The sequence below is a fragment of the Enterobacter sp. R-1.6.2 genome (genome assembly GCF_035064085.1).
Lineage (GTDB): Bacteria > Pseudomonadota > Gammaproteobacteria > Enterobacterales > Enterobacteriaceae > Enterobacter > Enterobacter asburiae_B.
Genome location: NZ_JASEYI010000001.1, coordinates 223,570 through 238,492, shown reverse-complemented (window position 1 = coordinate 238,492; position 14,923 = coordinate 223,570). Strand labels below are relative to the sequence as shown.

Sequence of the window (14,923 nt, the reverse complement as noted above, 5' to 3'; positions counted from 1 at the left end):
GGGAAGGATTCGAACCTTCGAAGTCGATGACGGCAGATTTACAGTCTGCTCCCTTTGGCCGCTCGGGAACCCCACCAGGGGTAATTCAAATTTTGAGGTCTTGCTGAGAGATGGTGGTGGGGGAAGGATTCGAACCTTCGAAGTCGATGACGGCAGATTTACAGTCTGCTCCCTTTGGCCGCTCGGGAACCCCACCACGGGGTAATGCTTTTTGACTTACCTGCTTCTGCTGGAAGCGGGGCGCATCATATCAAATGAGGCGCCCCTGTAAAGCATTCCTTTAGGTAAATGAAGCTGTTTGCCTGCTTTTTATCCGTAAAGGCGCAAAGCTAATCAATTCATTTTCCGAAAGATTAAAGAATGATGGTTCTGTTGCCGTAGACAAAGACACGCTGCGCCAGCACCTGATACAGCGCACGACTGAGCACGTTCTTCTCAACGTCACGCCCTGCACGCATCATGTCCTCGGCCGTGTAGGTGTGGTCCACGTGAATCACGTCCTGCATGATGATTGGACCTTCGTCCAGGTTGTCATTCACATAGTGCGCGGTCGCACCGATGATCTTCACGCCGCGCTCGTAGGCCTGGTGGTAGGGACGCGCGCCAATAAAGGCCGGCAGGAACGAGTGGTGAATGTTGATGATCTTGTTCGGGAAACGCGCCACGAAGGATGGCGTTAACACGCGCATGTATTTCGCCAGCACCACGTAGTCCGGGTTATGCGCTTCAATGGCCTGCGCCATCAGATCGTCGTGTTCTTCACGGGTATGGCCTTCGTGGCTCACCAGCTCGAACGGAATATCAAAACGCTCGACCAGCGTGCGCAGCGTCTCATGGTTGCCAATAACGGCAGCTATTTCCACGTCCAGACCGCCGTAGTTTGCTTTCATCAGCAGGTCGCCCAGACAGTGTGCTTCTTTGGTCACCAGGATCACGATGCGGCGTCGACCGGCTGGGGTTAGTTCGCGCACGGAACCTTCCGGAAGCGCGCTGTCGAGATCGGCAAGCAGGGTGGTGTCGTTGAAAATACCTTCGAGTTCGGTACGCATAAAGAAGCGGCCGGTACGGTGGTCAACGAACTCGTTGTTCTGCACGATATTCAGTTCATGTTTGTAGCAAATGTTGGTAATTCGTGCGATCAGTCCTTTTTGATCGGGACAGATGGTGCGCAGAACTTTACGTTGTAATGATTGCATCGCCGGGAAATCCTGTTTGTATTTGCGAAGTCTGGGTTGTCAGGCATTACTGCCCGCAACACTTTTTAAATTTTTTACCTGAACCACACGGGCAGGGATCGTTACGACCAAACTGTGGGCGCGTTCCGTCAATATAATACCACTGCCCGCTTTCCTTTAAGAACCGGGAACGCTCGATAATGGCACCAGGTTTATTATTCTCGGTAAAACGAGCGACAAAGCTGACGTAACCTTCATCCACATGACTGCCCGTTGAGGATTCATAGACGGTAAGGCCGAGCCACTGCGTGTTCGCGAAGCCGGCTTCGATGTCCTGTCTGAATTCGGCAGCGTGGCAGGAGGGATGCCAGGTTTTAATCAGGTAGTCTGCGTCTTTGATCACAAAAGCAGTGTAACGTGAACGCATGAGGTGTGACGGGTCTGGTGCAACCTGATCGCCAGACAGATATCGCTGGCAACATAGGCTATACTCCAGAGCGCTACCACAAGGGCAGAGTTGAGACACGATTCTCTTCCTGGAACAAATAATAAAGGCGTAAAACGCTTCGGGTAGCACTATGTTAACTGAGCTGTTGCGTTGACGCTATGTCAGGAATCCAGGGGAAGTAAAACAGGGCTAATGAGAAAGGTTAAAATTGGACTGGCGCTGGGCTCAGGTGCAGCCCGGGGATGGTCACACATCGGCGTGATTAATGCCTTAAACAAGATGGGCATTAACGTAGATATTGTCGCAGGGTGTTCAATAGGATCGCTTGTCGGCTCCGCTTACGCGTGCGGGAAGCTTCCGGAACTCGAGACCTGGGTGCGTTCCTTCAGTTACTGGGACGTCCTGCGCCTGATGGATCTCTCGTGGCAGCGTGGTGGGCTGTTGCGCGGCGAACGCGTCTTTAACCAGTTCCGCCAGGTTATGCCTCTCGAAGACTTCACTGATTGTCAGATGCCCTTTGGCGCCGTCGCGACGAACCTCAGCACGGGACGCGAACTCTGGTTAACCGAAGGGGATATCCATCTTGCCGTGCGCGCCTCCTGCAGCATGCCGGGGCTTATGGCGCCTGTCCCACACAACGGTTACTGGCTTGTCGACGGTGGCGTTGTAAACCCGGTTCCCATCTCTCTGACCCGTGCAATGGGGGCGGATATCGTGATTGCCGTCGACCTGCAGCACGACGCCCACCTGATGCAACAGGACCTCATGCCGGTCAATCTCCAGAGCGAAGATGCCGAGGGCGAGAAGCTGGCCTGGCATGAGCGCCTGCGCGGTAGAATCGGGCGCATGGCCGCGCGACGCTCGGTTGCCGCGCCGACGGCGATAGAAATCATGACCACGTCAATCCAGGTACTGGAGAATCGCCTTAAGCGCAATCGTATGGCAGGCGATCCGCCAGATATTCTTATTCAGCCTTACTGTCCGCAAATCTCTACTCTTGATTTCCATCGGGCTGAGGCCGCCATCGCAGCGGGCTCGTTAGCCGTCGAAAAGAAAATGGACGAATTGTTGCCTTTTGTGCAAACAGCACGTTAAGCACCTTTTTTTGACTACTTCAGCAAAATCTGACAGGCGATAGTGCCGATCGCATGCCACTATTTAGTTACTGTCAGCCAGGGGAGGAACCATGACGCAGCCATTGGCCGGAAAACACATTTTGATTGTAGAAGACGAGCCCGTTTTCCGATCGCTACTGGATTCGTGGTTATCCTCGCTGGGAGCAATCACTTCACTGGCTGAAGATGGTATCGACGCCCTGGAAAAAATGATCAGCATTACGCCCGATTTAATGATTTGCGACATTGAGATGCCGCGCATGAATGGGCTGAAGCTGGTTGAACATCTGCGTAACGAAGGCAACCAGACGCCGATTCTGGTGATCTCTGCCACAGAGAATATGGCGGATATCGCCAAAGCATTGCGACTCGGTGTCCAGGATATTCTGCTTAAACCGGTCAAGGATCTGAACCGGCTGCGAGAAACGGTCTTAGCGTGCCTGTATCCGAATATGTTTAATTCCCGGGTAGAGGAAGAGGAGCGTCTTTTCCAGGACTGGGATGCCTTGGTGAGTGATCCTCCTGCTGCGGCGAAACTGTTGCAAGAACTTCAGCCACCCGTACAGCAAACTATTTCGCACTGCCGCGTAAATTATCGTCAGCTGGTGGCGGCTGATCAGCCGGGACTGGTACTGGATATCGCACCTTTATCTGATTCCGACCTTGCGTTTTATTCTCTGGATGTTACCCGGGCAGGGGATAATGGCGTATTAGCCGCGTTACTTCTTCGCGCGCTTTTTAATGGTTTGCTGCAGGAACAGTTATCGCATCAGGGACAACGGCTGCCGGAGTTAGGCAGTTTGCTCAAACAGGTAAACCAGCTTTTTCGCCAGGCTAATTTGCCCGGACAGTTCCCGCTGCTGGTCGGCTATTACCACAGCGGTTTAAAGAATCTGATCCTCGTTTCAGCAGGTCTCAACGCTTCACTGAATACCGGTGAACATCATATTCAGGTGAGTAACGGTGTTCCGCTTGGGACATTGGGTACGGCGTATCTTAATCAAATTAGCCACCGCTGTTCCTCCTGGCAGTGCCAAATTTGGGGCGCCGGGGGACGGCTACGCTTAATGTTGTCCACGGAATAAGCAATTGGATCTTAATTTTAAGATTGCTTTACCTGTGTTTTACGGGGAGTGCTACTATCGCTGCCCAGATTCATGCGTATTTGTCCTAATTGATCGGCAACGCGTTCTTTTCAGACCCGGACTGCGGGGCGAGGCTGATATACTCAACGCGTTATTTATTGCATAAAAGTTCAAAACTTGAACAGCTCAGGAGAATTTGAATGGCTGCCCTAAATTCGAAAGTCAGAAAGGCCGTCATCCCGGTAGCGGGATTGGGGACCAGGATGTTACCAGCAACTAAGGCAATTCCTAAAGAGATGCTGCCTCTGGTTGATAAGCCATTAATCCAGTATGTCGTTAATGAATGTATCGCAGCCGGCATCACTGAAATTGTGCTGGTTACGCATTCATCAAAAAACTCTATCGAAAACCATTTCGATACAAGCTTTGAACTTGAAGCCATGCTGGAAAAACGTGTTAAGCGTCAGCTGTTAGAAGAAGTTCAGTCTATTTGCCCGCCACACGTTACCATTATGCAGGTTCGTCAGGGTCTGGCTAAAGGTCTGGGCCACGCTGTGATGTGTGCACATCCTGTTGTAGGTGATGAGCCTGTAGCGGTAATTCTGCCTGACGTAATTCTGGACGAATACGAATCCGATCTTTCTCAGGATAACCTGGCAGAGATGATCAAACGTTTCGACGAAACCGGTAGCAGCCAGATTATGGTTGAGCCTGTTGACGACGTGACGGCATACGGTGTGGTTGACTGCAAAGGCGTTAACCTTGAGCCGGGCGAAAGCGTGCCAATGGTTGGCGTGGTAGAGAAGCCTAAAGCCGACGTAGCGCCTTCAAACCTGGCCGTTGTAGGTCGCTATGTCCTGAGCGCTGAAATCTGGCCTCTGCTGGCGAAAACGCCTCCAGGAGCGGGTGATGAGATTCAGCTGACGGATGCCATTGATATGCTGATCGAGAAAGAGACAGTTGAGGCTTACCATATGAAAGGTAAGAGCCATGACTGCGGTAATAAGCTTGGTTATATGCAGGCGTTCGTAGAATATGGTATTCGCCACAATACTCTTGGTGAAGAATTTAAAACCTGGCTCAAAGAGAGCGTAGGTATTAAGAAATAAGCCACGGTTAGATATGTCCGAAACCGGTGAGGCGCTGCCCACCGGTTTTTTTATGCCCTAAACACTTCCAAAACCTGTCTCAAAGTACAGTTATTAAAATTGCCAAATAATGCTTTATGACAGAGTGTAAGGGGATGTTTGCGACAAATTTAGGTTAAAAAAAATCCCGCATTACGCGGGATTTTTCTGAATACGGCTGGATTAATCCTTGATCAGGAAGTCGTCCAGCTGTTTACCTTGTTCGTCCATGGCTTTCTTGATAACAGCAGGAGTGCGGCCCTGGCCAGTCCAGGTTTTAGTTTCGCCGTTCTCGTCAACGTAGCTATATTTAGCAGGACGAGCAGCACGCTTGGCTTTAGTACCGGTTTTAGCTGCAGCCATGCTGTTCAGCAATTCATTTGGATCGATACCATCAGCAATCAGCATTTCACGATATTGCTGCAGTTTACGAGTACGTTCTTCGATTTCAGCGGCAGCTGCGCTTTCTTCTTCACGACGTTCATTAACTACAACTTCTAATTTTTCCAGCATTTCTTCAAGCGTTTCGAGGGTGCATTCTCTTGCCTGCGCACGAAGAGTACGGATGTTGTTCAGAATTTTAAGTGCTTCGCTCATTGTAGTAATCTCAAACTTATAATGGGGGGTGGTTTGTTGACCTAATAATAGAGCCATAAATTCAGTTGTGCAATAGCCAGGAATGTAAGGAATTCAAAAAATACTAAATAATGCCGCTATTATTAATTACGCTAACTTAAATTTCATCACCCAACAGTCTCGTTTGTTATCAGCTAACCCGGCTGGACCCGGTCGATTGCCTCTTTTTTTTGTGACATTTACCGCAGGAATTATAGTTGCGGCGGAGAAATATCAGCCTTTTGTATTAGTTCCCCACCGTGATGTTAAGACTGAAATAGTTAATAAATAGTGAATTTTAATGAACGGCGATTCCACTATAAAATGCAGTGTTATGTTTGGCTAAACATATAACATATTGGCCAGGCTGAAGGAGTTTACTTCATGTTTTAGCGGATTATTTTCATGAAAAGAAGGTTGTGAACTCCTTGCTGAAACGCTTCCTCTGAGTGCTACATCGCTGATGACCAGACAAATTATGGTACAATGAATCATCGGGAATATTACACATTGATTAGGGTTTTACGGCCAATGGCACAACTTTATTTCTACTATTCGGCAATGAATGCCGGGAAATCCACCGCGTTGCTGCAATCCTCGTACAATTACCAGGAGCGCGGGATGCGTACCGTTGTTTATACGGCTGAAATTGACGATCGCTTTGGCGCAGGGAAGGTGAGTTCCAGAATAGGGCTCTCGTCGCCTGCCAGACTGTTTAACCCGAAAACCGATCTGTTTGAGGACATTCGTACAGAACATGCTTTGCAGCCCATTCACTGTGTTCTGGTAGATGAGAGCCAGTTTCTGACGCGTGAACAGGTTCATGCCCTTTCAGAGGTGGTCGATGAGCTCGATATTCCCGTGCTGTGTTACGGCCTGCGTACGGATTTCCGCGGTGAGCTCTTTGCCGGTAGCCAGTATTTGCTTGCCTGGTCGGATAAGCTTGTCGAATTGAAAACAATCTGCTTCTGCGGTCGAAAAGCCAGCATGGTGCTTCGTCTTGACCAGGCCGGGAAACCTTATGCAGATGGCGAGCAGGTGGTTATAGGCGGTAATGAACGCTATGTTTCAGTCTGTCGTAAGCATTATAAAGAAGCGTTGTCTGTAGGCTCGCTGACGGCGATTCAACACGACAACAGGAAATAACGCCAGCCTTGTTATACAGACATAAAAAAACCCGCCATAAAGGCGGGTTTTTTCTTCTGCTTTCAATTAAGCGCTTTTCTTCGCTTTCTTGTCAGCTTTGATGACAGGAACTTCTGTTTTCACAGCGGCAACGTCACCTTCTTTGAACTCACGACCGTAGAAGGTATCCAGCAGAATCTGTTTCAGCTCGGAGATCAGTGGGTAGCGCGGGTTAGCACCAGTACACTGGTCATCGAATGCATCTTCAGACAGCTTATCTACGTGAGCGAGGAAGTCAGCTTCCTGAACGCCTGCTTCACGGATAGATTTTGGAATACCCAGCTCAGCTTTCAGGCTTTCCAGCCATGCCAGCAGTTTCTCAATCTTCGCAGCAGTGCGGTCACCCGGTGCGCTCAGACCAAGGTGGTCTGCGATTTCAGCGTAACGACGGCGCGCTTGCGGACGGTCGTACTGGCTGAAAGCAGTCTGCTTGGTTGGGTTGTCGTTAGCGTTATAACGGATAACGTTGCTGATCAACAGGGCGTTCGCCAGACCGTGAGGAATGTGGAACTGAGAACCCAGCTTGTGCGCCATAGAGTGGCAAACACCCAGGAAGGCGTTCGCAAACGCGATACCGGCGATGGTTGCTGCACTGTGAACGCGTTCACGTGCTACTGGGTTTTTAGACCCTTCGTTGTAGGACGCTGGCAGGTTTTCCTTCAGCAGTTTCAGCGCCTGCAGAGCCTGACCGTCAGAGAACTCAGATGCCAGAACAGAAACGTAAGCTTCCAGGGCGTGAGTTACCGCATCCAGACCACCGAACGCACACAGTGACTTCGGCATCTCCATGACCAGGTTCGCATCAACGATAGCCATGTCTGGGGTCAGTGCATAGTCAGCCAGTGGGTATTTCTGACCTGTTGCATCGTCCGTTACTACTGCGAATGGCGTAACTTCTGAACCGGTACCGGAAGTGGTGGTTACCGCGATCATTTTCGCTTTTACGCCCATTTTCGGGAACTTGTAGATACGTTTACGGATGTCCATAAAGCGCAGCGCCAGTTCTTCGAAGTGGGTTTCAGGATGCTCGTACATGACCCACATGATTTTCGCGGCGTCCATTGGGGAACCGCCGCCCAGAGCGATAATCACATCTGGTTTGAAGGAGTTAGCCAGCTCAGCACCTTTACGCACAACGCTCAGGGTAGGGTCAGCTTCAACTTCAAAGAACACTTCAGTTTCAACGCCAGCCGCTTTCAGTACAGAGGTGATCTGGTCAGCGTAGCCGTTGTTGAACAGGAAACGGTCAGTCACGATGAGCGCACGTTTGTGGCCATCAGTAATCACTTCATCCAGCGCGATTGGCAGTGAGCCACGGCGGAAGTAGATAGATTTCGGAAGTTTGTGCCACAACATGTTTTCAGCTCGCTTAGCAACGGTTTTCTTGTTGATCAGGTGTTTTGGACCAACGTTTTCAGAGATGGAGTTACCACCCCAGGAACCACAACCCAGAGTCAGGGAAGGTGCGAGTTTAAAGTTGTACAGATCACCGATACCACCCTGAGAAGCAGGGGTGTTAATCAGGATACGTGCAGTTTTCATCATCTGACCGAAGTGGGCAACGCGTTCTGGCTGGTTATCCTGGTCGGTGTACAGACAAGACGTGTGACCGATACCGCCCATGGCAACCAGCTTCTCAGCTTTCTCTACCGCGTCTTCGAAATCTTTCGCACGGTACATGGCAAGCGTTGGAGACAGTTTTTCATGTGCAAACGGCTCGCTTTCGTCAACAACTTTCACTTCACCGATCAGGATTTTGGTTGTTGCCGGAACGGTAAAGCCTGCGAGTTCAGCAATTTTGTACGCTGGCTGACCCACGATAGCGGCGTTCAGTGCGCCATTTTTCAGGATGATGTCCTGAACTGCTTTCAGCTCTTTGCCCTGCAGCAGATAGCCGCCGTGGCTGGCGAAACGTTCACGAACTGCGTCGTACACGGAATCAACAACAACAACAGACTGTTCAGATGCACAGATCACGCCGTTATCGAAGGTTTTAGACATCAGTACAGACGCAACGGCACGTTTGATGTCAGCAGTTTCGTCGATAACAACAGGGGTGTTACCGGCGCCCACACCGATCGCTGGTTTACCGGAGCTGTATGCGGCTTTAACCATGCCAGGACCACCGGTCGCCAGGATCAGGTTAATGTCCGGGTGATGCATCAGCGCATTGGAGAGCTCAACGGAAGGTTGGTCGATCCAGCCAATCAGATCTTTTGGTGCGCCAGCAGCGATCGCCGCCTGCAGGACGATATCCGCAGCTTTGTTGGTCGCGTCTTTCGCACGTGGGTGTGGAGAGAAGATGATTGCGTTACGGGTCTTCAGGCTAATCAGTGATTTGAAGATAGCTGTAGACGTTGGGTTAGTTGTCGGAACAATACCGCAGATGATGCCGATAGGTTCAGCGATGGTGATGGTACCGAAGGTGTCGTCTTCGGACAGCACGCCACAGGTTTTCTCATCTTTATAGGCGTTGTAGATATACTCGGAAGCAAAGTGGTTTTTGATCACTTTATCTTCCACGATACCCATGCCGGATTCGGCAACGGCCATTTTAGCGAGAGGGATTCGAGCATCTGCAGCAGCCAGTGCGGCAGCGCGGAAGATTTTATCAACCTGTTCTTGGGTGAAATTGGCATATTCACGCTGGGCTTTTTTAACGCGCTCGACGAGGGCGTTCAGTTCAGCGATATTAGTAACAGCCATAATGCTCTCCTGATAATGTTTAAACTCTTTTAGTAAACCAGCGCTCGATACGTCACACAGTATAGACAGAGCCGATACGACTTGCGTAACACAAAGTAAAACAAAGAGTTACTTTCTGCGTCAGCACACTAATTTACTAAAAGAGCCTTACCTTAGCATCATCCCTTTTTGTCAGGTGATCTCCCTGGGGGCGTAACCAAGATTACTCACTTCTGAGTACGGAAATCATGATCTGCGTCAATTTTCCCCCAAGCTGATACCTTTCAGCAGGGTTATTTCGTTGAGATTTTTCAAGTGTTAAATAATTACGTAAGTAATGGAAGCGACGCTATCATTGATTATACATATGTTTAACATCCTGAAATGATAACGTTTTGCCACAGATTTCGAGTGAAGTATGCTAATAAAAAGGGTATCTTCAGCGCGATTTCTCATGACAAAGTGTCAGTCCCGGGCATGTGTATAAGCGGAGCAAAACGTGATCCAAACGCTCTTTGATTTTCCAACGTATTTTAAATTTTTTATTGGTTTGTTTGCCCTGGTCAACCCGGTGGGGATCATTCCTGTCTTTATTAGTATGACGAGTTATCAGACGGCGGCGGCCAGGAATAAGACCAACCTCACCGCTAACCTGTCAGTGGCTATCATATTGCTCACCTCCCTTTTTCTTGGGGACGCCATTCTCCAACTCTTCGGTATTTCAATTGACTCTTTCCGCATAGCGGGTGGGATCCTGGTCGTGACCATCGCGATGTCCATGATCAGCGGTAAGCTGGGCGAGGATAAACAGAACAAGCAGGAGAAGTCAGAAACAGCTATCCGCGAAAGTATTGGCGTGGTGCCGCTGGCCTTACCGCTCATGGCTGGCCCTGGCGCCATCAGTTCAACCATTGTCTGGGGCACGCGTTACCATAGCCTGATGCACCTGATTGGCTTTTCCGTTGCCATTGCGCTTTTCGCACTCTGCTGTTGGGGAGTATTCCGCATGGCGCCCTGGCTGGTGCGCCTGCTGGGGCAGACGGGCATTAACGTCATAACGCGTATTATGGGTCTGCTGTTGATGGCGTTAGGGATAGAATTCATCGTTACAGGAATTAAAAGCATTTTCCCCGGTTTGCTGCACTGATATTTCGTATGAAAGAACGGAGCCACGGCTCCGTTTTTTTACGTCATTATCAGTAAATCCTATAACTAAAGTTGAAATGCTCACATATCATAATAAATTCTACTAATAATGTTCATTGCTTGTATTTCAATGAGTTATTAATTCCCGCCAAACCCGCCTGCGCAGAAAACCTTCGATCGATCTGTTATTTTACTCACATGATACTCTGGGGCTTGCTGAGAGATAACCGAAATGATATTAGTAAATTCAACATTCCCCTAGATGAATGTGCTAAATAATAACCAGTTGTTAAATTTTTGTACAAAATCACTCGATGATAGCGCAGCGACGCGCGTGTAGAGAAAATTTTCTCTATCTTATTGAATATCATAATTTTTAAGTGGTATTCGATGTCCGGCAGGGCTGCCCTCAACGATGCGGTACTCACCGTAAAAGAGAATTGCTTAACAAATTTGCAAAATGTATTGGCGCGCGTTTACGCCATTTGATACTTTCCGGCCTAATATTTTACAGCATAAAACAAGCAGATGAGAATTATTTTCATATGGTTCTCTTCTCAGATATCCAGCGCAGGTCTCAAACAGGGGAGGCCTGTAAAGAATCGACGCAAGACGGCCATACGAGCGGTCAGTAATAAAAAAGTCGGTGATAGCAAGCAGTAAAAGAAGAACCTGACAGCAGCAAAAAAAACTCCTGCGCTGTACAGGCCCCAAAAGGGGATTACACAGCTGGCGAAGGCCAGTCATTATAATGAGTGGAGTACCAACACAATGTCCATCATCACAAAAAAAAATCTGGTAGCGGCGGGGATTTTAACTGCGCTAATCGCGGGCAACGCTGCAATGGCTGCGGACGTTCCTGCAGGTGTTCAACTGGCGGAGAAACAGACGCTGGTGCGTAACAACGGTGCGGAAGTTCAGTCTCTTGACCCGCACAAAATTGAAGGTGTTCCTGAGTCTAACGTTAACCGCGACCTGTTCGAAGGCCTGCTGGTGACAGACGTAGACGGCCACCCGGCGCCGGGTGTTGCAGAAAAATGGGAAAACAAAGATTTCAAAGTCTGGACCTTCCATCTGCGTAAAGATGCGAAATGGTCCGACGGTACACCGGTCACGGCCGAAGATTTCGTTTATAGCTGGCAGCGTCTGGCGAATCCAACCACCGCCTCTCCGTATGCGAGCTACCTGCAATATGGCCACATCGCCAATATTGATGACATCATCGCGGGCAAAAAACCTGTTACCGACCTGGGCGTAAAAGCGATCGATGCCAATACCTTTGAAGTGACGTTGAGCGAACCTGTTCCGTACTTCTATAAGCTGCTGGTTCACCCGTCCGTCTCCCCGGTACCAAAATCCGCCGTGGAAAAATTTGGTGAGAAATGGACGCAGCCTGCCAATATCGTGACCAACGGTGCCTATAAGCTGAAAGACTGGGTGGTCAACGAACGTATGGTGCTTGACCGTAACCCGCAGTATTGGGATAACGCGAAAACCGTTATTGACCAGGTGACCTACCTGCCAATTTCGTCCGAAGTGACTGACGTTAACCGCTATCGCAGCGGTGAAATCGACATGACCTATAACAACATGCCGATTGAACTGTTCCAGAAACTGAAAAAAGAGATCCCTAAAGAAGTTCACGTCGATCCGTACCTGTGCACCTATTACTATGAAATCAACAACCAGAAAGCACCGTTTACCGACGTACGTGTTCGTACCGCGCTGAAGCTGGCACTGGATCGCGATATCATCGTGAACAAAGTGAAAAACCAGGGCGATCTGCCGGCGTACAGCTATACCCCTCCATACACCGATGGCGCAAAACTGACCGAGCCAGAGTGGTTTAAACAGACTCAGGAACAGCGTAACGCAGAAGCGAAGAAACTGCTGGCCGAAGCGGGCTACACCGCAGATAAGCCGCTGACCTTCAGCCTGCTCTACAACACTTCCGATCTGCACAAAAAACTGGCTATCGCCGTTGCCTCAATCTGGAAAAAGAACCTGGGCGCGAACGTGAAGCTGGAGAACCAGGAGTGGAAAACCTTCCTCGACAGCCGTCATCAGGGCACCTTTGATGTGGCACGTGCTGGCTGGTGTGCGGACTATAACGAACCGACCTCCTTCCTGAACACCATGCTGAGCGACAGCTCGAACAACACCGCGCACTATAAGAGTCCGGCATTCGACAAGCTGATTGGCGACACGCTGAAAACCACTGACGAAGCACAGCGTACAGAACTGTACTCTAAAGCCGAGCAGCAGCTGGATAAAGATTCCGCGATCGTTCCGGTTTACTACTACGTTAACGCCCGTCTGGTGAAACCGTGGGTAGGTGGATATACCGGTAAAGACCCGATGGATAATATCTACGTTAAAAACTTGTATATTATCAAGCATTAATGGCAATGAGTGGGGCGGGCATGCTCGCCCCACGGTGTCTAACCAACGTCACATAATATAGGCACACGCCAGAAGGTACGGGCAATGTTGAAATTTATCCTACGTCGCTGTCTTGAAGCGATTCCAACGCTATTTATTCTCATCACGATTTCCTTCTTCATGATGCGTCTTGCGCCGGGCAGTCCATTTACCGGTGAGCGTACGCTGCCGCCTGAAGTCATGGCGAATATCGAAGCGAAATACCACTTGAACGATCCTATCTCCACCCAGTACTTCAATTACCTGAAGCAGCTGGCCCACGGCGATTTTGGACCGTCATTTAAATATAAAGACTATTCCGTTAACGACCTGGTCGCGTCCAGCTTCCCGGTATCGGCTAAGTTGGGTGCTGCGGCATTCATTCTGGCCATCGTTTTCGGGGTCACCGCGGGCGTTATCGCTGCGCTCAGACAAAATACCAAATGGGATTATGCCGTAATGGGGGTGGCAATGACCGGGGTAGTGATACCCAGCTTCGTTGTCGCGCCATTACTGGTGATGATATTTGCCATCACGCTGAAGTGGCTGCCTGGCGGCGGCTGGAACGGCGGGGCATTGAAGTTCATGATTTTGCCGATGGTGGCATTATCGCTGGCGTACATCGCCAGCATCGCGCGTATCACCCGTGGTTCAATGATCGAAGTGCTGCACTCGAACTTCATTCGTACCGCGCGCGCTAAAGGGCTGCCGATGCGTCGGATTATCTTCCGCCACGCGCTCAAACCGGCGCTGTTGCCCGTGCTTTCCTACATGGGACCGGCATTCGTCGGGATCATCACCGGCTCTATGGTTATCGAAACAATCTACGGCCTGCCCGGCATTGGTCAGCTGTTCGTTAACGGCGCGCTCAACCGCGACTATTCGCTGGTGCTGAGCCTGACCATTCTCGTCGGTGCGCTGACCATTCTCTTTAACGCTATCGTCGATGTGCTGTATGCCGTCATCGATCCGAAAATTCGTTACTAACGCTGGAGCACGCCATGATGTTGAGTAAGAAAAACAGCGAGGCGCTGGAAAACTTCAGTGAAAAACTGGAAGTAGAAGGTCGTAGCCTCTGGCAGGACGCGCGCCGTCGCTTTATGCACAACCGTGCAGCGGTTGCCAGTCTGGTTGTTCTGGTGATCATCGCGCTGTTTGTGACCCTGGCGCCGATGCTGTCGCAATTTACCTATTTCGACACCGACTGGGGCATGATGTCCAGCGCGCCGGATATGGAATCAGGCCACTATTTTGGCACGGACTCCTCGGGACGCGATCTGCTGGTGCGTGTCGCTATCGGTGGCCGTATCTCGCTGATGGTAGGTATTGCTGCCGCGCTGGTGGCGGTGATCGTGGGTACGCTCTACGGCTCACTTTCCGGCTACCTCGGCGGCAAAATAGACTCGGTAATGATGCGTCTGCTGGAAATCCTGAACTCCTTCCCGTTCATGTTCTTCGTCATCCTGCTGGTGACCTTCTTCGGCCAAAATATCCTGCTGATCTTCGTGGCTATCGGGATGGTTTCCTGGCTGGATATGGCGCGTATTGTTCGCGGCCAGACGCTGAGCCTCAAACGCAAAGAGTTTATTGAAGCGGCGCAGGTAGGCGGTGTGTCCACCGGGAATATCGTGGTTCGCCATATCGTTCCTAACGTGCTGGGCGTGGTGGTGGTTTATGCCTCACTGCTGGTACCAAGCATGATCCTGTTTGAATCTTTCCTGAGCTTCCTGGGTCTGGGTACACAAGAGCCACTGAGCAGCTGGGGCGCGCTGCTGAGCGATGGCGCAAACTCGATGGAAGTTTCACCGTGGCTACTGCTTTATCCGGCGGGTTTCCTGGTCGTTACCCTGTTCTGTTTTAACTTTATCGGCGATGGCCTGCGTGATGCCCTCGACCCGAAAGACCGTTAAGGAGCGCCGTC

The 14,923-nt window shown here is 50.3% G+C and carries 12 protein-coding genes and 1 tRNA gene; 8 read left to right on the top strand and 5 right to left on the bottom strand.

Annotation, left to right across the window (positions count from 1 at the left end; genetic code table 11):
* Window positions 1-111 precede the first annotated feature (111 nt).
* From QMN93_RS01125 to QMN93_RS01115, 3 genes are all read right to left on the bottom strand, one after another.
* Window positions 112-196, bottom strand: a tRNA-Tyr gene (locus tag QMN93_RS01125).
* Between the two features lie 157 nt (window positions 197-353).
* Window positions 354-1,196 (bottom strand): formyltetrahydrofolate deformylase, encoded by an 843-nt coding sequence (gene purU / locus QMN93_RS01120; RefSeq protein ID WP_023312104.1) that lies wholly within the window; start codon window positions 1,194-1,196, stop codon window positions 354-356.
* Between the two features lie 46 nt (window positions 1,197-1,242).
* Complete coding sequence (locus QMN93_RS01115; protein WP_045888025.1) at window positions 1,243-1,701, bottom strand: YchJ family protein; 459 nt, start codon at window positions 1,699-1,701, stop codon at window positions 1,243-1,245.
* Between the two features lie 114 nt (window positions 1,702-1,815).
* Between QMN93_RS01115 and rssA the strand changes: the two genes are divergently transcribed.
* From rssA to galU, 3 genes are all read left to right on the top strand, one after another.
* Window positions 1,816-2,718 (top strand): patatin-like phospholipase RssA, encoded by a 903-nt coding sequence (gene rssA, locus QMN93_RS01110; protein WP_023312102.1) that lies wholly within the window; start codon window positions 1,816-1,818, stop codon window positions 2,716-2,718.
* A gap of 91 nt (window positions 2,719-2,809) precedes the next feature.
* Complete coding sequence (gene rssB, locus QMN93_RS01105; RefSeq protein ID WP_033145760.1) at window positions 2,810-3,823, top strand: two-component system response regulator RssB; 1,014 nt, start codon at window positions 2,810-2,812, stop codon at window positions 3,821-3,823.
* 200 nt (window positions 3,824-4,023) lie between these two features.
* The gene (gene galU / locus QMN93_RS01100; protein ID WP_033145759.1) at window positions 4,024-4,932 is read left to right on the top strand and encodes a UTP--glucose-1-phosphate uridylyltransferase GalU; all 909 of its coding nucleotides are present in this window, start codon (window positions 4,024-4,026) and stop codon (window positions 4,930-4,932) included.
* Window positions 4,933-5,133: 201 nt separating this feature from the next.
* Here the strand turns inward: galU and hns are convergent, their stop codons facing one another.
* Window positions 5,134-5,547 carry a histone-like nucleoid-structuring protein H-NS gene (hns, locus tag QMN93_RS01095; RefSeq protein ID WP_008502781.1) on the bottom strand — a complete coding sequence of 138 codons (414 nt, stop codon included), beginning with the start codon at window positions 5,545-5,547 and terminating at the stop codon, window positions 5,134-5,136.
* A 549-nt stretch (window positions 5,548-6,096) separates the two neighbouring features.
* Between hns and tdk the strand changes: the two genes are divergently transcribed.
* Entirely contained in the window at window positions 6,097-6,711 is a 615-nt protein-coding gene (gene tdk / locus QMN93_RS01090) for a thymidine kinase (protein ID WP_045355905.1), read from the top strand.
* A gap of 66 nt (window positions 6,712-6,777) precedes the next feature.
* Here tdk and adhE read toward each other — a convergent pair whose 3' ends face one another.
* Window positions 6,778-9,456, bottom strand: coding sequence for a bifunctional acetaldehyde-CoA/alcohol dehydrogenase (adhE, locus tag QMN93_RS01085; RefSeq protein WP_023312099.1), 2,679 nt, complete (start codon window positions 9,454-9,456; stop codon window positions 6,778-6,780).
* A gap of 478 nt (window positions 9,457-9,934) precedes the next feature.
* On the opposite strand from adhE, the gene QMN93_RS01080 reads away from it, so the two are divergent.
* The 4 genes from QMN93_RS01080 to oppC all read left to right on the top strand — a co-directional run bounded on the left by QMN93_RS01080 (window position 9,935) and on the right by oppC (window position 14,912).
* On the top strand, window positions 9,935-10,582 hold the full coding sequence (locus tag QMN93_RS01080) for a YchE family NAAT transporter (protein ID WP_023312098.1): 648 nt from the start codon (window positions 9,935-9,937) through the stop codon (window positions 10,580-10,582).
* A 770-nt stretch (window positions 10,583-11,352) separates the two neighbouring features.
* A complete protein-coding gene (oppA, locus tag QMN93_RS01075; protein ID WP_033145757.1) occupies window positions 11,353-12,984 on the top strand; it encodes an oligopeptide ABC transporter substrate-binding protein OppA in 1,632 nt (543 codons plus the stop codon).
* A gap of 84 nt (window positions 12,985-13,068) precedes the next feature.
* Entirely contained in the window at window positions 13,069-13,989 is a 921-nt protein-coding gene (gene oppB, locus QMN93_RS01070; protein ID WP_008502786.1) for an oligopeptide ABC transporter permease OppB, read from the top strand.
* 14 nt (window positions 13,990-14,003) lie between these two features.
* Window positions 14,004-14,912: an oligopeptide ABC transporter permease OppC gene (oppC, locus tag QMN93_RS01065; protein WP_023312096.1), complete on the top strand. Its 909-nt coding sequence runs from the start codon at window positions 14,004-14,006 to the stop codon at window positions 14,910-14,912.
* Window positions 14,913-14,923 lie beyond the last annotated feature (11 nt).

What these genes read in the sequence shown, in the direction of transcription:
- rssA (WP_023312102.1), top strand. Translation starts at nt 1,816, where the DNA reads ATGAGAAAGGTTAAAATTGGACTGGCGCTGGGCTCAGGTGCAGCCCGG.
- oppA (WP_033145757.1), top strand. Translation starts at nt 11,353, where the DNA reads ATGTCCATCATCACAAAAAAAAATCTGGTAGCGGCGGGGATTTTAACT.
- adhE (WP_023312099.1), bottom strand. Translation starts at nt 9,456, where the DNA reads ATGGCTGTTACTAATATCGCTGAACTGAACGCCCTCGTCGAGCGCGTT.
- galU (WP_033145759.1), top strand. Translation starts at nt 4,024, where the DNA reads ATGGCTGCCCTAAATTCGAAAGTCAGAAAGGCCGTCATCCCGGTAGCG.
- oppC (WP_023312096.1), top strand. Translation starts at nt 14,004, where the DNA reads ATGATGTTGAGTAAGAAAAACAGCGAGGCGCTGGAAAACTTCAGTGAA.
- hns (WP_008502781.1), bottom strand. Translation starts at nt 5,547, where the DNA reads ATGAGCGAAGCACTTAAAATTCTGAACAACATCCGTACTCTTCGTGCG.
- rssB (WP_033145760.1), top strand. Translation starts at nt 2,810, where the DNA reads ATGACGCAGCCATTGGCCGGAAAACACATTTTGATTGTAGAAGACGAG.
- purU (WP_023312104.1), bottom strand. Translation starts at nt 1,196, where the DNA reads ATGCAATCATTACAACGTAAAGTTCTGCGCACCATCTGTCCCGATCAA.
- oppB (WP_008502786.1), top strand. Translation starts at nt 13,069, where the DNA reads ATGTTGAAATTTATCCTACGTCGCTGTCTTGAAGCGATTCCAACGCTA.
- tdk (WP_045355905.1), top strand. Translation starts at nt 6,097, where the DNA reads ATGGCACAACTTTATTTCTACTATTCGGCAATGAATGCCGGGAAATCC.